Consider the following 21423-nt stretch of genomic DNA (forward strand, 5'->3'; position numbering starts at 1 on the left):
GCTAGCGCGGACCGCGCAGACGAAGGTGCACCATCAAGCGGAACCGGACGTTGGGATCGTCGAGATCCAACGCGGCCATACCCTTGAGCTTACTTAGACGATACCGAAAGGTGTTGGGGTGCACGTGCAATGACGCTGCAGCGTCACCGACATCGCCGAAGGCATTGAGCCACGCATCGAGAGTGTCGACGAACGAGGTCGCATGAGCAGCATCGTGGCTGGCGATCGCCTCGATGGGCCCCAGGTCCGAAAACCCTTCGGCTGCGGCTTCCGACGCAATCTCCAGCAGAATGGCGTCGACGTGGACGCTGCTGAAAGTGGCGACGCTGCCCGACGCTCGTCCCGCCAACAACACTTCGAGGGCATGTTCGGCGTCACGCTTCGATCGGCTCAACTGTGCCGGCCTGGTCACGACCCGACCGATTCCGATGATCGTGTCGCCGGACGCTCCGGTACGGTCCAGGAAATCCGAAGCCACACGGAACGCCTGCAGTTCGGCTTCGGCCGGGGAATGCCCGCGAACGGACAGCACTGCGTAGCCGGTCCCGTTGACCAAGGCAGCCGCCGACTGTGAGTGGACGGCGCCGAGGTGCATGGCCAGAGCGTCGGTCAGTCGCACCACGTGGGCAGCGTCATCGGGTTTCGACGAACCTTCGAAAGACCTTCGGCCCAAAGCCATTACGAGTGCCGGGCCGGTTCCGAGGCCGAGGCGGTTCATCGCGTCGACCGCACCGGTCCCACCGTCGAGAAGGGTTGCGATCAGGTCTGCGCGCAGTCGACGTTCGGCGTCCGCGCCGCCGCGCAAACGCAACATCTGCAGCGCGATCAACCCTGCCGAATCGCGCAAGGCTCGCATCCGGTCCTCGGACATCGGCTCACCGGTTGCCACCCACATGGAGCCGAGGAACTCGTCGCCGGCCCGGATGGACACGGCGATACGACCCATTTTCGTACCGAGGGTCTCGGCCGAGACCCACACCGGATCGTCGCTGCGATAGAGCCGGTCGAAAACCCCTGCTTCTTCGAGCACCCGAATGTACTGGTCAGGAACTTGCCGCTCCAAGACGGTCGCGATACGTGGACCGTCGCCTTCTTCCTGGCGGCCTGAGAAGGCGATGACCCGCGAGCTTCGGTCCTCGATCGTGATCGGCGCGTCCAGCAGCGCACTGACGGCGTTGGCGAAGGCGAACAGATCGCCCGCCGGACCACCCCCGCGTGAATGGATGTGCCCGACTTCGTTCCGTGCCGAGAGCACCGAATGAAGCAGACTTGTCAGCTGAACCCACGAGACTCCGCGGGCCAACGTCAACACGACGACGCCCGAGGACATGATGGATTCGCGGTCTGCGTCGCTGACCTCGGTGGTCACTCGCGCGACCACCACTCGCACTCCGCGCTCGGCCAGGCCTGCGACGGACTCCGCGATACGTTCGCCGCCGGTGATGCCGACCAGCAGCACCATGGAGTCGGGCGTCGAGGGCGAGTCGTCGTCGGGGTCGTGAATGACCACCGAAGCGATCTCCTCGACCGCCTCCGGGTCACCGACAACCGGATTCAGCACCGTAGTTCCCACGTCTTCGAGAAGCCGCACCAAACTGATGCGAGGTCGTACGGTGCCCACGTCTATCACTCCTTCGTCCTGTGAACGAAGTGTGTCATAGTGATTCGTCAAAACCGATCCATGCCGATCCATTCGACCGACGTGGTAATCGCTTCGAGCAGGTCAGGGATCGGTTCGACGCCGATGCCCGGTCCTTCCGGAACCTTCACGTAACCGTTGTCGAGAACGAACGGCTCGGTGATGTCTTCGGCGAAGTACCGGTCGGAAGCCGACGTATCACCTGGTAGGACAAATCCGGGGAGCGCGGCAAGAGCAACGTTGGCGGCTCGACCGATTCCGGTCTCGAGCATTCCGCCGCACCACACGGCAATTCCGTTGGCCTTGCAGACGTCGTGGATACGGCGCGATTCCAGATAACCGCCGACACGTCCCGGTTTGATGTTCACCACGCTGCACGCACCGATGGCCAATGCGTCGGCGGTGACCTTGGCGGAGGTGATCGACTCGTCGAGGCAGACCGGCGTCCGCATCATCTCGGCCAGCCTGGCATGGCCGCGAAGTTCCTCTTCGGGAAGCGGCTGCTCGATCAGCAGGAGGTCGAAGTCGTCGAGCCGCTGGAGATGGCGCGCGTCAGCCAGGGTGTACGCGGTGTTCGCGTCGACCTGGAGGAGTACGTTTTCGCCGAACCGCTCGCGGACCGCGCGAACCGGCTCGATGTCCCAGCCCGGTTCGATCTTCAGTTTGATCCGAAGGTATCCGGCATCGAGGAAGCCGCCTACCTCCTCGAGCAGTTCGTCGATCGAGTTCTTGATACCCACCGAGACACCGGCCGGTACGCGATCGACTACTGCGCCGAGGTACGAAGACATGCTCGTCCCGCAGGCGCGCAACTCGGCGTCGAGGAAAGCGGTTTCCAAGGCGGCTTTGGCCATCGGGTGTCCGGCGAACTGTTCCATCGCGGCGCTCAGTGCGTGCACGTCGGGATCGGTGAGTTCACCCAGAGACGGGATCAGGAACTTGCGAAGTACTTCGGCGGCGCCGTCCGTGTATTCGGAGCAGTAGCGAGGCTCGGACATCGCTACGCACTCGCCCCAGCCCTCCGACTCGGAGGTGACGACCTTGACGAACAGCACGTCCTTGGTGGTCTCCGTGCCGAACGAGGTCCGGAACGGCGCCTTCAACGGCAGTGCTGCCCGGCGTAATTCAACTCCGTCGATCTTCACGAGGTAACCTCCGCTGTTGTCCTGCCTGCCTGTGTTCCCGGCGCACGGTCCAGGACATACTTTCCGGTCCTGGTGACAGCGAGAACCACTCCGTTCTCGGCGAGCACACCGCCGAGAGTCTCGCGGACTGCCAGACGCCAGTCGTTCGCTGCTGCCGGATCCGACTTACGTAGTGCGTACACGTCATTCGGTGTAGCCACCGTGACGAAACGATTCTTCGTCGACTTCAACACGGGCAGGCCGGCTTCGGAGATGGACAACAGTTCGCTGGCTCCCAACGACTCGGGAGTCGGGACCTCTCCCGAACCGGCGACGACGTCGGAAACCTTGCTGCTACCGATTTCCCAGTCGATCAGCAACCGGTCGCTGTCTGCGCCGCCGTTGAGACTGTCGTTCATCGGCGCGTAGAAACGCGGCAGATACTGGATCGGGAACGCACCGAGTTTCGAGACGTTGAAGTAGGCATTGCGCGCGACGAGCGGGTCGAAAGTCCACCGCACGTGGAGAATTCCCCGTTCCAGTGCCCATGCTCGCTGGAACAGTTTCAACGCGAGGCCGATGTGCCCGTTCTGCACGTTCGGGAGGATCCCCGTGATGTGTGAATGCAACGAACGATGTTGCGGTTCCTCGAAGAATGCGACCGAGCCGCCGATCAGATCTCCGCCACGAAAAGCGCCGGCGACGTAGTTACCGGAGTGCGCGAGCGCTTTCATCATGTCCCGATGGACGGGAGGGTTACCGCTCTCCGGCTGCCATACCTTCTCGAACAGACCGAATACCTGTTCCAACTCGGCATGTCCGGTGACGGTTTCGATAGTCACACATGCAAGCAGAGCGGCCTGCTCGGCCTGGCTGATAGCTTGCCGCATCCGTGAAGGCGATACACCTCCGAATGGTTGAACGGTCTTGCGTTGGACATTGTTCGGCGACGTCATCGTCACAGTCCTCCCTCCAGGATTCGAGTCACCAGACCGGCCAACAAGGTGGCGCGCGGGATCATCTGATCTATCTCTACGTGTTCTGTCGCTGCGTGGGCACCACCGCCGACGGCGCCGAGGCCGTCCAACGTGGGAGTTCCGACTGCGGCAGTGAAGTTTCCGTCCGAGGCGCCGCCCACAGCGCAGTCGCGAAGCATTCCCAGCCCGTTCTCGCTGCTGACCTGGTGAGCGAGAAAGTACAGCTTCTCCGACGACACGGACTCCAAGGGCCCACGGTTGGGTCCTCCGGACACCGAAATTCGACTTTCGGCAAGCACCGGCGTCAGTGCGCGGATCGAACGATCGATGCGTTCCTGTTCCTTCGCCGACCACATGCGAACGTCACACCACAGTTTCGCTTGCGCTGCAACGGTATTGGTGGTGGTACCGCCACTGATCACGGACGGCACCACCGACGTTCCTGCCGACGGGTCCGCGAGCTCCACCACGGCCTGAATCTGATGTGCGAGTTCCACGACAGCGTTCACGCCTCGCTCCGGTTCCAGTCCGGCGTGTGCTGCGCGTCCTTCGATGTCGACGCAGTACAGCGACATTCCCTTGCGCGCTGTCTTCACCGCGCCGTCGGCCGCGGCTTCGAGGACCAGCACCGCGTCGACCTGACGTGCTTGGTCCTCGATCAGTGCGCGCGAGGTCGGGGAGCCGATTTCCTCGTCGGAATTGAGGAGCACGACCACCCCGTCCAGCGACGGAAGAGACGCCAACGCATGGAAGAGCTGGACGATGCCGGCCTTCATGTCGAAGACTCCGGGTCCGGTGGCGATGTTGTCGGTGACCGACCACGGCAACTCCGCGAGCGTTCCGAGCGGCCAGACGGTGTCGAAATGGCCCAGAAGCATCACCTTCGGCTCCGCGCCGAACGACCAGCGCAAGTGCTGGCGACCGTCGATGCGGATACGTTCGGGAGCGCTTCCAAGATGACGTTCGCCGATTTCGGCCACCACGTCCGCACATGCATCGACTGCGCCGAGATCGGAACTGGGCGACTCGGCGGTTACCAACGCCGCCAGGTCCGCCACCATTGATTTCTTGTCCACTCCGACGCTCTCCTGTCACCGACTTGCAACTTCGCAGTCAAGCTTGGTCGAAGCGACCCTGTCGGATCTTGTCCAAGACTCCTGTCCTTCGGGCTCGGATTCGTCGTGTGTCACGAACAGCTGGGTGTAACAAGCAGGTGCGTCAGGTTCCGATCTCGGTTCGGGCGGCAAACAGTTCGGGGAAGAAGCTCAACTCCAGCGCACGTTGCAAGAACCCGGCACCGCCACTCGAACCGCCGGTCCCCTTCTTCATGCCGATCACTCGCAGCACGGTCCGAAGGTGCCGGAACCGCCACAGCTGAAAGCTCTCCTCGAGGTCGACCAACTCCTCGAACGCCTCGTACGCGGTCCAGTGCTGCTCGACGTTCTCGTAGATTGCCTTGACCAGCGGAATCAGTTCGTCGTTTCGCACGTAGGGCGCGCTGACATCTCGCTCGAGAGCCGACGCCGGAACGTCGTAACCTTGCCTGGACAAGTACCGCCAGAACTCGTCGTACAGTGTCGGCTCCCCGAGCAGGGTCTCCAACAATCGATGGGCGGACGGATCCGATTCGAACACCTTCAGCATGCCCGCGTTCTTGTTTCCGAGCACGAATTCCACGGCGCGGTACTGGTACGACTGGAATCCCGAGGAGTTGCCGAGAACGCCCCTGAACTCCGCATACTCCGCCGGTGTCAGTGTCGCCAGCACGGACCACTGTTCGGTGAGAGTGGCCTGGATGTGTTTGACGCGTGCGATCCGCTTGAATGCGACGCGGATGTCGTCGGCAACGATCGCCGCTCTGGCCGCCCGTATCTCGTGGAGAAACAGCTTGAGCCACAACTCGCTGGTCTGGTGCTGAATGATGAACAGAAGTTCGTCATGGTGTTCGGGCTCGCTCACCGGGTGTTGCGAATCCAGAAGGGTGTCGAGTCCGAGGTAGGCCCCGTAACTCATCTTCTCGGAAAAATCGGTGACGACGTCGTCTTCGATCTTTCGTGTGCCGTCCGTTGCCGACATCTTCGGTCTCCTTCTCAGAATTTCGCCGGGGTCTGCGGAACGATCATGGCCACCAATGCGGCAGCGCTCGTCGCTCCGACCAGGACTCCGAATGCAGCCATGTACGAGAACTGGTCCACCATCCATCCCATCACGAGCGGAGTGATGAAACCGGCGAACTGACCACACCCGTTGATCAAACCCATTCCGGAACCGAGGAATTCGGAGGGAAGTGCCCGCAACGGCATCGCGAAGATCGACATCGAGCACAGACCGCTGATGCCGAGAGCCAAGGTCTCGTAGAACGTGAACATCGCGACGGTGTCAGCAGTCGTCATCAGGAACAACAGGACGGCCGACGTGGCCATACACGGAACCAGAAGAATCCGAGCCCGGTCGTGGAAGTACTTGTCCACCAACCGCCCGCCCACAATCGTGGCCAGCGCCGTGACGATGAAGGGGATCGCGGCAAAGATTCCCGTGTCGATCAGCGATAGTCCCTTGTCGTTGAGCAGATAACTCGGCACCCAGGTCATCAGCCCGTACGCGGACATGTTGGCCAGACAGAACAGAATCGCGAACTTCCACACCGACGCGGACTTGAACACCGCGGCGCGGGAGTGCTCGCTCGCGAGGGGTTGCAGCGCAGCCTCCGGATCTTCCGAGATTTCGGTGTCCAACGGCGCCGGCAGCACCAACCACACCACCGTGCCGATCACGGCGCCGACGATCGCCACCAGCCAGAACGCGTCACGCCACCCCACGGCCATGAGGACCGGCGCGATGATCAGCGGTGCGATGCCGGGGCCGAGGTTGTTGGCGCCGAGCATGAAACCCATCGCGGTCGCTCTGGTTTTCGGACGCGTCCGCTCAGCCAAAGCCTTGAACGACGCCGCCGGAAAGAGCCCCTGGCTGATGCCGAACATCGCACGCATGACCATCAACGAGATGAGCCCCACGCGAACCCTGTCAATGCTGTGAACACCGACCACAGGATCAAAGCAACGATCAACAGCGGCCTGGGTCCGAAGCGGTCGGCCAACATTCCGCCGGGAACCTGCCCGAGCATGTAGAAGATCGCGAAGACCGAGACCACGCCACCCAACTGCGTACTGCTGAGCGAGAATTCGTCGCCGATCATCGGAAGCGCAAGCCCGATCATGACGCGATCCACCATGTCGATCAACCAGATAGTACTGAGCAGCCCCACCGTAACGGTGGTCGTGCGACGAATCGACTTGTTGTCCATCATGTTTCGAACCGAACCGTCGACCCTCCGCGATGATTCTTCCACTGTGACGCGTTCCGCCTTCATCAAGCCTCCCGAATTGTCTTGTGTCGCATGGACTGGAACATTGAAAAGACTGATGAAGTGTGACAGCGAACACGTCTACCGCATTGGTCCGTTTCACCAATACCCGAAGCAACGTTTGGTCGTTCGGAACATGTTCTGCCCCAAGAGATGACAAATGCCGCCGACGCACACGGCGTCGGCGGCATTTCGCGATAGAGTCGCTACTTCATTACGTGCGATTGGCGACTGCGATGATCGTCGAGACACCTGCGGCTGCAAGCCGAGCATTGACAGTGATCAGACCGAGAATGTCGTCGACGCTACCGAGCGTGTGCGAAATCGTGCGGTCCGAAATCCGTCGCGAGCCGGGAACAGCCTCGGCGAGTTCGGCTCCCGTCGTGGTGGGGTGAACGATCTCGAGGGTCCATTCGTCACGCAGCTCGACCGGCTTCAGTGTGTCGGCCTTGCGCACTGCACGCTCGGCGCCTGCTCGGATCTGCTCGCACGCCAGCGAAGGCGGCAGCGAATTGGTTGCCGACCATCCGTGCGCCTTCTTGACCTCGACGGTCTCGGTTGTCGGCGAGGCCGCATCCACCAGGCCACAGATGATGTCGTCACCCGTCACCAACCCGACGGGAACGCCCTGCGTGGCGGCATAGAGGGTGTTGACGTCGGTCTCGGAGACGGACTTACCGTCGAGGCGGACGTCGGCGAACAAACTCGAGAACGTGTGCGCCAGAACGCCGGGGCCGCCGGCAGGTGCGTGGTAGCCGACGAACAGTGCGACGTCGTGATCGGACGTCAGTCCCTCCGCCATGCACTGCATCTTCGGTGTTCCGAAGATCAGACGCGCCCGTGGATCCAGGTCTGCGTGAAGCAGGTTGTCCATCGTTCCGTGGCTGTCGTTGACCAGGACGCTCGTCGCACCGGCGTCGAACGCACCCGCGATCGCGGCGTTGGTCTCGGCGGTCATGAGCATCTGCGCACGGTGGTAGCCGCCACCGCCACGGATCGTCTGATCGAGCGTCGCGATACCCGCGATACCCTCCATGTCCACCGAAATATAGACGTGCATTCCTGTCCTCCATCGATCTCAATCGGCCGAATTGATAACTTCGCTTTCACCTTCACACTCGGCTGCATTCGTTTCTTGTCCGGTCGAACGGTGAGTCGGCCTCCATTTGGGACGTTCACACCAGATTCCGCTACCCGAGCCGTGAAACCATCGGGACATTCGCCGGGCCAGGCGGTTCGACCAACGACAGGAGTGCAGCGCTGATGCAGGTCCACGACATCGTGTTCACCGGCGGCCGCGTCGTCGATCCCGCATCGGGGACCGACGAGGTTCGGGGTATCGCGATCACCGGCGGCAAGGTCTCCGCGTGGGGTCACGACGCGATCGAAGCCCGGCAGACGATCGACGTGACCGGTCAGGTGATCTGCCCCGGATTCATCGACCTGCACAGCCACGGGCAGGAAATCGCCGAGCAGCGACTTCAAGCGTTGGACGGAGTCACGACGGCCCTCGAACTGGAGGCCGGCGTCATTCCCGTCGCGAAAGCATATGCGCGAGCCGGTGCCGAGGGACGCCCGATCAACTACGGCTACGCGACGTCGTGGGCGCACGCCCGAATGATCGAGCTCTCGGGAGCCGATCCCGACGGCGACATCAGGACTCTCCTGCACCATCTCGGTTCCCCGAGCTGGCAGGGCGAGCCCACCGCCTCCCAGCGTGCACACATTCTCGAACTCCTCGAAAACGATCTGGCCGCAGGCGCTCTCGGCATCGGCGTCGTCGTCGGGTACGCCCCGAAATCCGATCCGGTGGAGTACTTGCAGGTGGCGGATCTCGCGGCCCGAGCCGGTGTCCCCACCTACACCCATGCGCGCCCGCTCATCTCGGCCGATCCGTCGAGCCCGGTGGACGGCGCCGTCGAAATCGCCCGTGCAGCAGCCGAAACCGGTGCACACATGCACTACTGCCACGTCAACAGCACCTCGGGGATGCACGTCGACCACGCGCTGTCGGTGGTGGCGCAGGTCCAGGCAGCCGGATCGCGCGTCACGACGGAGGCGTATCCGTACGGTTCCGGGTCGACGGCCGTCGGAGCTGCGTTTCTCGATCCGGACAAGCTGCACCTGATGAATCTGACACCACGGTCGCTGACATTCGTGCCCACCGGTGAACGTATCGCGGACCGCAAACAGCTCGAACACCTTCGGGCCACCGACCCCGGTGGGCTGGTACTGGTGGAGTTCCTCGACGAAAACGACACCGTGCAGCGCGAATTCCTCGAACGGGCGATGACTTTCGACCGCGCCGCCATCGCGAGCGACGCGATGCCACTGACCTGGCCCGGCCGTACACCCGCCGATGCTTTGCAGTGGCCATTGCCCGAAAAAGCACTCGGTCATCCCCGCGGCGCCGGCACCTACGCACGCGCGATTCGTACGCTGTATCGCGAGCGTCAACTGCTGTCGTTGTCGGAGATCATCGCGCGCTGCTCGTTGATCCCCGCGCAGATCCTCGAGGAGTCGGTTCCCTCGATGGCGACGAAAGGTCGGATCAGCCCCGGTAGCGACGCCGACATCCTCGTTTTCGATCCCGAGCGGATCACCGACAACGCCACCTACATCGACGGCACCCGTCCCTCCAGCGGAATCAGCCGCGTGCTGGTCGGCGGAGTACCCGTCGTCGAAGGCGGTGTCGTGGTCGAGGACGCGCTGCCCGGTCGCCCGGTACGCCGCTCGTAGCCGAATCACCTTCTGACCTGCATAGTTCTGACAGAAAGTCACCACACATGAACACATCGTCTGCAATCAACGGCACAATCGATGCCATGACGGATTTCGCGAACCCCCCGATCGGTTGGCAGCACAAGGCCTTCGGCACCGACCTCGAAGGTCGCGACGGTTCAGACCTCGAGCCGCTGGGGATCTCGGCACTCGACGGCAACCTCCTGCTGCCGGTGATGACACTCAACCGTGCAGCGATCGCGCACAATGTCGACCTCATGGCGCAGTTCTGCTCCGATCACGATGTGGACCTGGCGCCCCACGCGAAGACCACGATGAGCCCCGAACTGGTTCGTCGGCAACTCGACGCCGGGGCATGGGCTATGACGGCGGCAACCGTTGCGCAGGCACGCATCCTGCGTGAGTTCGGTGTGGACACCATCGTCATCGCCAGCCAGGTTCTCGATCCCGCCGGCATTCGGTGGATCTGCGACGCCCAGGCCACCGATCCCGATTTCTTCGTCACCACGCTCGTCGACTCGGTCGAGAGCGTCCGGTTGATGGAACAGTTGATCGCGAAAGTCTCACCGGCCAGCCGTATCCGGGTTCTCGTCGAGTTGGGCTACGACAGCGGGCGCGCCGGCGCTCGCACGGTCGAGCAGGCACTCGATGTTGCACGCGCAGCGTCGCAGGCTCCTTCGTTGATTCTCACCGGAGTCGAGGGGTTCGAGGGCATGATGCCAGGAGCCTCGGTAGCCGCCCGCCGTATCTCCGTCGATTCGTATCTCAAATCCGCGCGGGTGTTCACGGAAATCTGTGTGGCCGAGAACCTGTTCGAGAACAACTCCGCGAAGGCTCCCCGGCCGCTGGTCACTTTCGGCGGCAGCGCATTTCACGATCTCGTGGTGCGCGAACTGGCCGGCCGGTGGGCGCTCGACAACGGCGTACGCGTCGTACTGCGCAGTGGTTGTTACATCACCCATGATCACGGTCTCTATGCCGAGACTTCGCCGTGGGCGGACGGTCCGCGAACTCTGCAGGGAGCCGCAGAAGTCTGGGGTGTCGTGCTGTCGATTCCGGAACCCGGCCGCGCGATCCTGGGTTTCGGGCGTCGCGACGTCGGTTCCGACGCAGGCTTTCCCATCGTCCTGTGGCGCCGACGCGACGGATCCAACCGCTCGGCGCGAGAACTGACCATCACCGCGCTCAACGACCAGCACGCGTACGTCGACGTTCCGGCTGACTTCGACGTGACCGTCGGCGATCTGCTCGGTTGCGGAATCTCGCATCCGTGCACCACTTTCGACAAGTGGTCACTGATTCCCGAGGTCGACTCGGAATACCGCGTCGTCGGCACGGTGCACACCTACTTCTGAGAAACAGCGCCCGTAAGTCCTCGTCAGTCGTCCTTCGGGTCACGCGGCAATTCGACGCGGAACGTCGTTCCCTGCCCGAGGGCCGTCTCGACGCCGACGGTTCCGTCGTGCGCTGCAACCAAAGCCGAGACGATGGACAGGCCGAGACCGGCGCCCCCGGTCTCGCGGGTGCGAGAGGTGTCCGCGCGGTAGAAACGCTCGAAGATACGCGCGGCATCCTCGTCACTCAAACCCTGGCCGGTATCCGAAACTTCGACCACCGCGGAGTTCTCGGTCGTACCGACACGAACGGTGACCTGCGCATCCGGCGGGGTGTGTTTGATCGCGTTGCCCACCAGATTGGCGACGACCTGACGCAGTCTGGCCTCGTCACCGTGCACCTCGGGCAGGCCTGGGCCGCCGGTCATCTGAAGTTTGACAGTTCGATCCGGTGCAATCGCACGCGCCGCCTGCACCGAATCAGCCGCAACTGCAAGCAGATCCACCGGCTTGTTCTCGAGCGGTCGCTGTTCGTCGAGCCTGGCCAGCATCAGCAGATCCTCGACCAGAAGTCCCATCCTCGACGCCTCGCCCTCGATCCGGTTCATCAGCGTTTCCGTATCGGTCATGGCCCCTTGGCGATACAACTCGGCGAATCCACGAATAGTCGTCAAGGGTGTGCGCAACTCGTGGCTCGCGTCGCCGACAAATCTACGCATCTTCTCCTCGGAACGCCGTGCTGATTCCTCCGAAGCCTCGGTCGCCGCAAATGCGTGTTGAATCTGCGCGAGCATTCCGTTGAGCGCCACGGACAGTCGGCCGACCTCGGTGCGGTCGTCACGCTCCGGAACGCGTCGATGAAGGTCGCCGGCGGCAATGGCAGCGGCAGTTTCCTCCACCTCGACCAGCGGGCGAAGGCTCCGACGAACCACGAAATACGCTCCGCCGCCCAGGATCAGCAGGACAACCAGGCCGATGCCGAGTTGCAGACCGACCAAGTCGTCGACGGTCTGCTCGTTATCCGTCAGTCGCACACCGATAGTCGTGGTCGTGCCGTCGCGGACCGTCGTGAGAACTCGCCAGTTCACGTCCGAACCGTCGCTCGATCCGACGGTGATCGGGCCGTTGGTGGAATCTTTCGACAGGTCGGGTTCCGTGGTCGTCGACCTGTCGTTCAGGATTATCACCCGTCCGTCCGGGGTCACTGTCCGGACGAAGAAGGGGCTGGGTGGGCGGGTGCCCGGGCCGACGTCACTGGGCGGCTGTAGATCTCTGGTGTGCGGCTTCGCCCAACCGTCGACCGCCTCGTACAGCGTTTTGTCGGTCCGCTGGGTCAGCGAATTCTCGAGAGCAGAAGTGACCGCCACGCCCGACGCCAACAAACCCAGCGCGGCCAACACCAGCAAAGCGGCAACCAGTGTGAAGCGCAGCGGCAGTGAATGGAGACGGAAACGACCCCGCTTCGGAAGCTGATCGTTTTCCGCGGCGGCGATCATTGCCGCGGTTCACGCATCACGTAGCCGACCCCACGCAATGTGTGAATCAGCGGTGTCTGCCCCGTATCCACCTTGCGCCGCAGGTAGGACACGTAGGACTCGACAACTCCGACCTCCCCGCCGAAGTCGTAGTTCCAGACGTGGTCGAGAATCCGCGGCTTGCTGAGGACCGTCCCGGCGTTGACCATGAAGTAACGAAGCAGTGTGAACTCGGTGGGTGAGAGTGCGACCAGTTCGCCCTTCTTCCAGACCTCACGGGTGTCGTCGTCGAGTTCGATGTCGGCGAACTTCACGCGCGGCGACTGCTCCGGCGCGACACCGCGACCGGCACGGCGCAGGATGACCCGCAACCTCGTCACGACCTCTTCGAGGCTGAACGGCTTGGTGACGTAGTCGTCCGCGCCGAGGGTCAGACCACTGATCTTGTCGTCAAGCGAGTCCTTCGCCGTCAGAAACAGGACCGGCGCGTCCACGCCGTCGGCGCGGAGGCGTCGAAGCAGACCGAAGCCGTCCATCCCGGGCATCATGACGTCGAGAACAATCGCGTCGGGACGGAAAGTACGTGCGACGTCCAGGCCTTGGGCGCCGCTCGAAGCAGTTGCCACCTCGAAACCCTGGAACCGGAGGCTCACGGAGAGCAACTCCACGATGGTGGGTTCGTCGTCTACGACGAGGATGCGGGCTTCAGGGGTCTTGTCGGTCACGAGAACCATCTTCTCCCTTGGCACTGGAATCCCGCTGTATGTTCCCTGGGAGCTTCCTGTGAACGGCTGAGTTCAGGTGAAAAGCTGAGTGCAGGTGAAAAGCTGGGGCGCAGGGCCCACGAACCGGAAGGACGCGGCATGTCACTGCCCCCACTGTGGAACAGAGACTGCTTGACCTGGCGCATTCCTCTGTTCACCAACAACACCGATCCCGGCGAGGATCCCGGCTTCGCGCCACCGGAGTCTTGGGCACAAGCCCTTGCTGCTGTTGCCCAAGATCTGCGTTGTCTGCGATTCGGGCCTGAAGTGGTTGTCGATCGTCTGATCTGGGAATTTTCGATCAACAGCGACTACAACGTCACGATCGGCTGGCAAGGCGCACGCGACATCGGCGGATTCAGCCACTTCGACGCAATGCCGATGGAAGACGCAATATCGATGGACACTGCATTCGCGGACGCTGCGGTGTGGGTCGCCGATATCGTTCAGACCAAATTGGCCGGCTACGACTTCGTCCAGTGGCCGAGCCGAGGGCGCCATCTGCTTGTTCCTCGACGTCGAGACGGGGAACCGGTGTGGATGGATCCGCACGGTGACGTGACGGTCGGTCGCATCGGAGAGTTGTGCAAAAATGCGACCAATTATGCAGCAACCTAGCTCAGTTCAAATCGCTCAGCTCTACGGTCCTGTGGCGTCTGCGTTGGTCGGCGGCGTGGTGGCCGCATACGCAGTGGCCGAGTCGCGAGTGGACGACTTCTCGTTCTCCGACGACGGCGTTACCTCGGTGGTGATCACGCCGCAGTGGGCGGGAGCAACCGCCGCGGTAGTTGCCGCGGTCGGCGTTGCGCTACTGCATCGCTGGGGACGTGGCAGATTCGCGAGTGTCTTCGCTGCGGCCGGCGCCCTCGCCATCGCGCTACCGACATTCGTTTCGATCTCCGCCCAAATGTCGGTGACTCTGAATGCAATCGGGGCCGGCGCTTTCCTCGCGGCGGCAGCATTTCCGACGAAGGGGCACCGCGGAGCACAAATCGCTCTCGCACTCGGGCTGATCACGACGACCCTGTACTTCGGCGCCGCGGACTTGTGGCGCGATCGCGTCGCGCGATGGTCACTCACACTTCCAGGTGACACCTATCCCGTGCCGTCCACGGTTCCCGTCTGGATTCTGCTCGCTGCAACTCTTCTCGTGGGCGGGGTCGCTTCAGTCGCACGCTCAGAGCAGGCACCGGACGACGTCGACACACGCCTGGTGACGCTGGGAGTTGTTCTGCCTCTGGCATTCACGGCTCTCCATGTGTGGTTGGGCTCGCCGTCGACATCACATGGGTTCTGGTTGACTGCAGTGGGGATCGCGGTTGTCGTAACCGTCGCACTGGCTTGGCGGTTGCCCCCACACGACGGTCGTTTCATACTCGTCGGACTGGCAGTCAGCGCAGTTTCGGTCGGCACGATCCGCTTTTCGTCCGACTGGACTTGGGCGATACCCGCGAGCGCTGCTGCCCTGGCGCTGGGCGTCGTCGTCGGCTGGAAAAGGCCGATGCCCCAACTCGGGCTGGGACTCCTTGCCGTGACCACACTCTCGGGACTGCTGGGTGCCGCCCCGACCACGGTTACCCACATCCTCGTCCTCCCGCTTGCGCTGGGACTGGCCGTCGCGTCATGCCTGCCTGTTGCGGTCGGAGCAGTTTCGAGCGGGGCCGTACTGCCCTTCGCTCTTACGTTGTTCTCGGTTTCAGCGACCTTCTTGGACCCGGCCGCGCAGGAATTCGGGTGGTCGAGCGGTCCGCTCGCCGAACACGGTCCTGCCACGGTGAACACGTCGATTCCACTGGCCGTTCTCGCGGCAACGGCGACGATCGTGGTGGCCATGACGGCCATCCATCAGAAGAGAGTTCGAACGGCGGTGGTGACCTAAATCGCCAGCTGATCGGGTCGGAACGCAGAATTCTGTTGCTATGGTTGGTTGGTCAACGACGACATCCGGACGAGCGCACCGTACCCGGCCAGCGAAAAGACGGTGCCTTGGGAGTTGTTCACCATGGCATGGATCGTGCTCGTCATTTCCGGACTTTTCGAAGCTGTCTGGGCTACCGCACTCGGTAAGTCCGACGGATTCAGCAAGATGTCACCCACCGTCGTCTTCGTCCTCGGCCTGATCGTCAGTATGGCTGGTCTGGCCTACGCAATGCGCACCCTTCCTATCGGGACTGCGTACGCGGTCTGGGTGGGCATCGGCGCTGCCCTTACCGTCGGATATGCGATGGTCACCGGCGCGGAGTCCACGTCGGTCGTCAAGATACTGCTGATCCTTGGCATCGTCGGTTGTGTCGTCGGTCTGAAGGTCCTTCACTGACCGGCGATCCTGGTGAGTGTTTGTGTGTTACCGGTTACAGTTAATGCATGAAACTGCTGGAGATGCTCACGCTTCCCCTACGCGCGGGCATTGCAGCCGCAGAGATCAGTTTGGGAATCGCGGAGCTGACGGTCACGACAGTTCGTATCGCCGTCGGTAATACCGGCGCCGTGACGGCGGGTGCTGCCGGCCTGGCAAGCCCCCGCGGACCCATGCAGATGATTCAGCAGTTGTCATCGCTTACTGCAGACGATCGGCCCATCGGGCAGGCCTTGGCCCCCGGTGGGCCGCTCGATCGACTTCTCTCACCCGGCGGTCCGGTGGATAAACTGACTGCACCCGACGGCACTCTCGAACGACTACTCGCTCCCGGCGGACCACTCGAAAGACTTCTGGCCCCGGGCGGCCCGTTGGATCGAGTGCTCGCCGAGAACGGCGCTTTGGAGCGGCTACTCGCCCCGGACGGATTGCTCGATCGAATGATGGCCGAGGACGGTCCGCTGGAACGCCTGACGGCACAGGACGGTGCCGTCGAACGCCTGACGGCCAAGGACGGCGTCATCGATCGCGCACTGGCCGAGAACGGCATCCTCGAAACACTCCTGGCAGAGAACGGCGCCTTCGAGCGGCTCATCGCCGAAGGCGGCCCGCTTGACCAGATCGTTGCACTGTCCGACACCTTGACTTCCCTCGCCCCCAACCTCGAGCGAATGAGCGCAAGCATCGAGGTACTTCAAGAAACCGTCGGAATCCTCAGTGCTGCAGTCGGTCCACTCGGAGAACTGGCCGGCAAACTTCCCAATCGGTGGCTCAAGAGCAAGAGCGAGCGCCCAGGGCCGGACCTTCCGATCGAGTCGGCATAACGAAGGGTTACTCGCCGATTACGCGGTCAGTTGTTGATCACGATATTGAGATTGATGATGATTCCGCCGAAAGTCAGGATCGTGTTGGCCAAGCCAACTGTCATTCCGCTGTTCAGAGCCGCGATCAGTCCGTTCATCGTCGTATCCCCTTCACTGTCTACGGGTTACGCGTACAAGATTGTGCGCTGGCGCTGACAATAGGCCAAGTTCGCGACCTGCGCGCCATTGCGGAGAAAACTTGTACCCCGGTCGCAGTTTTCACGTTAACTGTTGCAGGACAACATAATTCCAAGATCGGCGCACTACCCGCTAACGGCCGAATCAAACATCACGATTGGGCATACGGAGCCCACTCCGCATAACCGTCCGTCTCATCAGACACTTGTCCACCCAAACAGAGTGCACAACAGTTAGTCCGGTGCAACAATAAGACGAATCGGACATGCCTGCGACGTGATGGGGAAGGGTGGTTGAAACAATGACGGCGCCGCGCATTGCCAGGGAACACCGCGGCCCCACCGGGGGCCGAAATTCCGCGTCGCAGGACAGCCTGGACGCCGCCTCGGACGCCTTGCAATCGCTCTATGCGCACCTCGATCCACACGCTCAGGCAGAGCAGTTCCTCGAACAGGTCTGCAAACACGCCGTCGACCTCATCGCCGACGCGGACATGGCCGGAATTACCATCGGCGGTTCGGATTCGACGTTCCGAACCGTAGCCGCCACCCACCAACTTGTTCGCACCGTCGACTCGATTCAATTCCGACTGGACTACGGACCGAGTGTGACGTCGTCACGCACAGGAACGGTTGTCCGCGCACATGCCAGCGAAGCTCACAGCCGGTGGCCTCAATTCGCAAGCGCGGCAAAGGCAGTCGGCGCCGTCAGTTTCTTGTCGATGCCGTTGCCCGGTAGAGATCGCCCGCTGGGGACCCTCAATCTCTACAGCCACGACCTCCGAGGTTTCACCGGAGCCGACGTCGCACTGCTTCAACTGTTCGCCGTGACCTCGGCCTACGCACTGCACAGCTCGCAGCGCCTCGACATCGCCAGAAAGCACGCGATGGACCTCGAGCGAGCACTCGAATCGAGAGGCGTCATCGAACAGGCCAAGGGCATCATCATGGGCACTCATCGCGTCGACGCCGACCGAGCCTTCCGCATCCTCATCCAGGACTCGCAGCGCAGCAACGTCAAACTGCGAGTGATCGCCCAGCAGTACATCGACGGCGCGATCGACCCGCGTCAGGCTACGAACAAGCCTGAGACCAACTGATCCGGGCCTGCTGAACCGGGCCGGCAAACACAGCAGCATCTCGGCAAACACCGCATCTTGGAAAACACCGCATCTTGGAAAACACAGAGGCACCCACCAAATTCTCGGTGGGTGCCCTCTTCGATGGAGCCTCCTGTCGGGATTGAACCGACGACCTTTCGCTTACAAGGCGAGTGCTCTACCACTGAGCTAAGGAGGCGAAGACCGACGCGTTCCCGCGACTGACTTTGCGGAGCCATCATATCCAAGCCGTCACGGTGGCCGCGCCCGGGTCACGTTAGATAGCGTGGGCCCCATGCGCAACTCCCACTCCGCCCCCTGATGGCGAAATTCACCGAAGTACTCACACGCCTGACGGGTAACCGCCAAGCCACCGTCGACACGGTCACGTCGGCTCCCGCACCGCTTCAACCGATCGACCTCACCGACGACGCCGTCGTCGCAGAAGTCCTGGACCTGGCGGTTCGGGTCGGCGAAGTCCTCCTCGCATCCGGGACCGCGGCCATGGACACGGCGGAGCAGGTGCAGTTCATCGCCGCTACCTACGGCCTTGCCCAGTGTGACGTCGACGTCACCTACAACTCGATTGTGCTCTCTGCCTATCGCGGCCCGACGCGACCGCCGGCGAGCACGATGCGCATCGTCCACTACCGCTCGATGGACTTCACACGATTGGCGGCTGTCGACCGACTGACGCGTCGTATCCGTCGTGAGGCGATCACCCCGGACCAAGCGCACGACGCGCTCACAGCCATCACGACAGCGCCCCACCCGTACAACCGATGGACCGCGACCATGGCCTGGGCTGCGATGGCGGCTTCGGTCTCCGTCCTGCTCGGCGGCGGGTTTCTCGTTGCCACAGTCGCGTTTCTGACGACGATGGTGATCGACCGCGTCAACCGCGTACTGAACCGTTTCGGGTTGCCGTTCTTCTTCCAGCAGGTTGTCGGTGGTCTCATCGCGGCTGCGCCCGCAGCGACGCTCTATACCTTTCAGGACCAGCTGGGGATCAGTATCCGGCCGTCGTTGGTGATCGCGGCCGGAGTGGTCGTCCTGCTGTCCGGGCTGTCGTTGGTGGGCTCGGTCCAGGACGCGATCATGGGTGCGCCGATCACGGCTGTCGCGCGATTCTTCGAAGTGGTGATGATGACGGGCGGCATCATCGCGGGCGTCGCGATCTCGTTGCGGATGACCGGAATGCTGGGTTCGACGCTTCCGCCGATCAACGTGGAAGTCTCCACCATCACCCAGTTGCCGATCCTCATGCTCTCCGGTGCATGTGCGTCAGTCTTCTACGCGCTTGCCTGCTATGCCGAGCGCCGTGCACTGACCGCGGCGTTCCTGGGCGGCGCGGCCGGCAGTGGTGTGTCGATCTTCGTGCAGACACTCGACGTCGGCCCTGTGATCGCCGCCGCGATCGCCGCAACCGTGGTCGGTCTTGCCGGTGGCCTGATGGCACGCCGCGCCCTGACGCCTCCGCTGGTTGTCGCGGTCGCCGGCATCACTCCCCTGCTCCCCGGCCTGTCGCTGTATCGAGGCCTGTACGCATTGCTCAACGACCAGGTACTGATCGGCCTGACTGCCTTGCTGTCGGCCTTCGGCATCGGCTGCGCCCTGGCCGCGGGCGTGACGCTCGGCGAATGGGGAGCGCGCACGCTGCGTCGTCCCCGAATCCTGATGCGCGTCGACTCGCTACGCCGGCCGATGGTCCGCAAGCGCAGACGCCGGGTTCCCGTCACCGAGAAGTAGAGAGATACGAGCAGAAAGAGCTGGGCACCTGACGGTGCCCAGCTCTTTCGGTTCACTCGGCGGTTTCCGAGCGGTGAGAATCAGCTCTCGACTGCATGCTTTCCGCCGGCAGCCTGATCGGCTTCCATGGCCTCGCGCAGGCTCTTCGGACGCATATCGGTCCAGTTCGCCTCGACGTATTCGAGGCACGCCTTGCGGCTGTCTTCGCCGAACACCACGCGCCAGCCGGCGGGGACCTCGGAAAACGTGGGCCACAGCGAGTGCTGGTCCTCGTCGTTCACCAGCACGTAGAAGCGGCCGTCTTCGTCATCGAAAGGGTTAGTGCTCATCTCGCCTCACTCGTTACGTACGTGTCTTGTGCGCCCAGACTAGCAAGCGCACCAGTTCGGTTCTGGTGGCTCAGTACCGACGCCAGAATCTCCCCCGCCCGCACTGCCACGTTCGACAGCAGCGACGACGTCAATCCGTGAGTCTGTTCTGTCCCACCCTGCAGATAGATACCGCCTGTCACGTCCTCCGTTACAGCCAGTCGATAATCCCGACTGACGTTACGCGGAACGGACGAATCCGGCACGAGTTCACCCAACAAATTGTCCAGCGGTGCCGGGGTGAAACCCGTGGCCAGAATGAGTGCGTCGCACGACAGCGTGTCGGTCAAGCCGTCGAGGTTGCTACGGACGGCCAGTTCGATGCCGGATTCCGTCTCGACAGCGCTCGTGATCTCCGAGGCCCGACGCATGAACAGTCGCCGCGGCCCACGAACCATCTCCTGATACTCGGTGGCATACAGCTTGTTGATCAGTTCGATGTCGACGACCGAGTAATTGGTACTGCGGTGCAAATCGAGCAGTCGACGTCGTTCCGCGGCGTCGGCGCCGTGCAGCTGATCGACGGCTTCGGGATCGAAGATGCGGTTCGCGTACGGGCTGTCGTCTGCCGGGCTGTAGCCGTAGCGGGCGAAAACACTGTGCACTTCGGCGGTCGGGTAGTTCGTGTGCAGGTAGTCGACGATCTCTGCGGCACTCTGGCCGGCGCCGAGAACGACGAACCGGTTGTGTACGGGCTCCGGCATGGCTTCGAGGTGAAAGAGGAACTGGTGATTGTGGAAGCACCGGGACGACGGCGTTGCCCACTCCGGGATCCGCTCTTTCAGCCCGGCTCCGACGACGATGTTGCGCGCGATCACCGTGTCACCGTCGGCTGTGCGAACCGCAAAGCGATCGACCACGCCGTCGGAGTTCTTGATGCCCTCGACCCCGTCGACGGTTGTCCCGAACTGCACGTCCGCGTCGACTCGTCGAGCTGCCCAGCACAGGTAGTCGTTGAATTCGTGGCGTGTGGGGAAGAAGGTCTGGTGGTTGACGAAGTCGACCAGTCGACCCTGCTCGAACAGATACGAGAAGAAGCTGTATCCGCTCTGCGGGTTGCGGAAGGTCACCAGGTCCTTCGGAAACGCGATCTGCATCGTGGCACCGTCGAGCAGCATCCCGGGATGCCACGCGAACTGAGACTGCTTTTCGAAGAACCGCGCGTTCACCCGATCAACGGCTGCACAATTTGCATTGTGTTCTTCGACAGCGATGGCCAACGCGAGGTTGGCCGGCCCGAACCCGACGCCGACGATGTCGACAATGGCAGGTTCGGCGCTGGAGTCTCTCGGTGATTCACTCATTACAGGTAGTCCATCCCCGACGGGACGACCTGATACGGTCGCCAATCGATGTCCCGAAGTAAGTAGCAAAGGCTACCCTTAATGAGGTGAGGGTATCAATACTGTGAGCCCTCGTATAGCGGTCGAC

General features: G+C 62.6%; 20 protein-coding genes, 1 tRNA gene and 1 riboswitch. Of the genes, 8 read left to right on the top strand and 13 right to left on the bottom strand.

The genetic code is table 11. From position 1 onward, the window contains the following. Nucleotide 1: 1 nt before the first annotated feature. The 8 genes from DBV08_RS21665 to DBV08_RS21695 form a co-directional block, all read right to left on the bottom strand. Nucleotides 2-1621 (bottom strand): CdaR family transcriptional regulator, encoded by a 1620-nt coding sequence (locus tag DBV08_RS21665; RefSeq protein WP_095971487.1) that lies wholly within the window; start codon nt 1619-1621, stop codon nt 2-4. Nucleotides 1622-1668: 47 nt separating this feature from the next. Next, nucleotides 1669-2784 carry an o-succinylbenzoate synthase gene (gene menC / locus DBV08_RS21670; RefSeq protein WP_124568801.1) on the bottom strand — a complete coding sequence of 372 codons (1116 nt, stop codon included), beginning with the start codon at nt 2782-2784 and terminating at the stop codon, nt 1669-1671. Next, nucleotides 2781-3653, bottom strand: a complete 873-nt coding sequence (locus DBV08_RS21675) for a GNAT family N-acetyltransferase (protein ID WP_234036676.1) — start codon at nt 3651-3653, stop codon at nt 2781-2783. The genes menC and DBV08_RS21675 overlap by 4 nt, the downstream gene beginning before the upstream one ends. Before the next feature lie 68 nt (nt 3654-3721). Continuing rightward, complete coding sequence (locus DBV08_RS21680; RefSeq protein WP_124568803.1) at nt 3722-4816, bottom strand: M20 family metallopeptidase; 1095 nt, start codon at nt 4814-4816, stop codon at nt 3722-3724. 142 nt (nt 4817-4958) lie between these two features. Beyond that, nucleotides 4959-5816, bottom strand: a complete 858-nt coding sequence (locus DBV08_RS21685; protein ID WP_124568804.1) for a tryptophan 2,3-dioxygenase — start codon at nt 5814-5816, stop codon at nt 4959-4961. A gap of 14 nt (nt 5817-5830) precedes the next feature. Continuing rightward, a complete protein-coding gene (locus DBV08_RS21690; protein WP_260395695.1) occupies nt 5831-6754 on the bottom strand; it encodes an MFS transporter in 924 nt (307 codons plus the stop codon). Then, nucleotides 6736-7110 carry an MFS transporter gene (locus DBV08_RS32955; protein ID WP_260395696.1) on the bottom strand — a complete coding sequence of 125 codons (375 nt, stop codon included), beginning with the start codon at nt 7108-7110 and terminating at the stop codon, nt 6736-6738. The genes DBV08_RS21690 and DBV08_RS32955 overlap by 19 nt, the downstream gene beginning before the upstream one ends. 208 nt (nt 7111-7318) lie before the next feature. Then, nucleotides 7319-8164, bottom strand: a complete 846-nt coding sequence (locus tag DBV08_RS21695) for a M55 family metallopeptidase (protein ID WP_050655401.1) — start codon at nt 8162-8164, stop codon at nt 7319-7321. 203 nt (nt 8165-8367) lie between these two features. On the opposite strand from DBV08_RS21695, the gene DBV08_RS21700 reads away from it, so the two are divergent. Further along, entirely contained in the window at nt 8368-9843 is a 1476-nt protein-coding gene (locus DBV08_RS21700; protein ID WP_124568805.1) for an amidohydrolase family protein, read from the top strand. Nucleotides 9844-9929: 86 nt separating this feature from the next. Next, nucleotides 9930-11201 carry an alanine racemase gene (locus DBV08_RS21705; RefSeq protein WP_234036677.1) on the top strand — a complete coding sequence of 424 codons (1272 nt, stop codon included), beginning with the start codon at nt 9930-9932 and terminating at the stop codon, nt 11199-11201. Between the two features lie 23 nt (nt 11202-11224). On the opposite strand, the gene DBV08_RS21710 is transcribed toward DBV08_RS21705, so the two are convergent. After that, nucleotides 11225-12676 carry a cell wall metabolism sensor histidine kinase WalK gene (locus DBV08_RS21710; RefSeq protein WP_124568807.1) on the bottom strand — a complete coding sequence of 484 codons (1452 nt, stop codon included), beginning with the start codon at nt 12674-12676 and terminating at the stop codon, nt 11225-11227. Next, the gene (locus tag DBV08_RS21715; protein WP_124568808.1) at nt 12673-13389 is read right to left on the bottom strand and encodes a response regulator transcription factor; all 717 of its coding nucleotides are present in this window, start codon (nt 13387-13389) and stop codon (nt 12673-12675) included. The genes DBV08_RS21710 and DBV08_RS21715 overlap by 4 nt, the downstream gene beginning before the upstream one ends. A gap of 129 nt (nt 13390-13518) precedes the next feature. Here DBV08_RS21715 and DBV08_RS21720 point away from each other — a divergent pair, with 129 nt between their 5' ends. The 5 genes from DBV08_RS21720 (at nt 13519) to DBV08_RS21740 (ending at nt 17875) form a co-directional block, all read left to right on the top strand. Continuing rightward, on the top strand, nt 13519-14037 hold the full coding sequence (locus tag DBV08_RS21720; RefSeq protein ID WP_124568809.1) for a hypothetical protein: 519 nt from the start codon (nt 13519-13521) through the stop codon (nt 14035-14037). 31 nt (nt 14038-14068) lie between these two features. Beyond that, entirely contained in the window at nt 14069-15298 is a 1230-nt protein-coding gene (locus DBV08_RS21725; protein ID WP_260395697.1) for a hypothetical protein, read from the top strand. Nucleotides 15299-15344: 46 nt separating this feature from the next. Then, a riboswitch (guanidine-III (ykkC-III) riboswitch) is annotated at nt 15345-15407 on the top strand. A gap of 14 nt (nt 15408-15421) precedes the next feature. Further along, nucleotides 15422-15736 (top strand): multidrug efflux SMR transporter, encoded by a 315-nt coding sequence (locus DBV08_RS21730; protein WP_095971489.1) that lies wholly within the window; start codon nt 15422-15424, stop codon nt 15734-15736. A 47-nt stretch (nt 15737-15783) separates the two neighbouring features. After that, the gene (locus DBV08_RS21735) at nt 15784-16599 is read left to right on the top strand and encodes an ABC transporter (protein ID WP_095971455.1); all 816 of its coding nucleotides are present in this window, start codon (nt 15784-15786) and stop codon (nt 16597-16599) included. A gap of 478 nt (nt 16600-17077) precedes the next feature. Further along, nucleotides 17078-17875 carry a GAF and ANTAR domain-containing protein gene (locus DBV08_RS21740; protein ID WP_095971456.1) on the top strand — a complete coding sequence of 266 codons (798 nt, stop codon included), beginning with the start codon at nt 17078-17080 and terminating at the stop codon, nt 17873-17875. Nucleotides 17876-17999: 124 nt separating this feature from the next. On the opposite strand, the gene DBV08_RS21745 is transcribed toward DBV08_RS21740, so the two are convergent. After that, a tRNA-Thr gene (locus DBV08_RS21745) sits at nt 18000-18074 on the bottom strand. A 122-nt stretch (nt 18075-18196) separates the two neighbouring features. Here DBV08_RS21745 and DBV08_RS21750 point away from each other — a divergent pair. Further along, nucleotides 18197-19624 (top strand): threonine/serine exporter ThrE family protein, encoded by a 1428-nt coding sequence (locus tag DBV08_RS21750; protein ID WP_007734361.1) that lies wholly within the window; start codon nt 18197-18199, stop codon nt 19622-19624. Between the two features lie 80 nt (nt 19625-19704). Here DBV08_RS21750 and DBV08_RS21755 read toward each other — a convergent pair whose 3' ends face one another. Together DBV08_RS21755 and DBV08_RS21760 are read right to left on the bottom strand one after the other, a co-directional pair. Further along, complete coding sequence (locus DBV08_RS21755) at nt 19705-19953, bottom strand: MbtH family protein (protein WP_003945538.1); 249 nt, start codon at nt 19951-19953, stop codon at nt 19705-19707. Then, complete coding sequence (locus DBV08_RS21760; RefSeq protein WP_095971457.1) at nt 19950-21296, bottom strand: lysine N(6)-hydroxylase/L-ornithine N(5)-oxygenase family protein; 1347 nt, start codon at nt 21294-21296, stop codon at nt 19950-19952. The genes DBV08_RS21755 and DBV08_RS21760 overlap by 4 nt, the downstream gene beginning before the upstream one ends. Nucleotides 21297-21423 lie beyond the last annotated feature (127 nt).

Source organism: Rhodococcus sp. KBW08, assembly GCF_003852455.1.
Lineage (GTDB): Bacteria > Actinomycetota > Actinomycetes > Mycobacteriales > Mycobacteriaceae > Rhodococcus_F > Rhodococcus_F baikonurensis.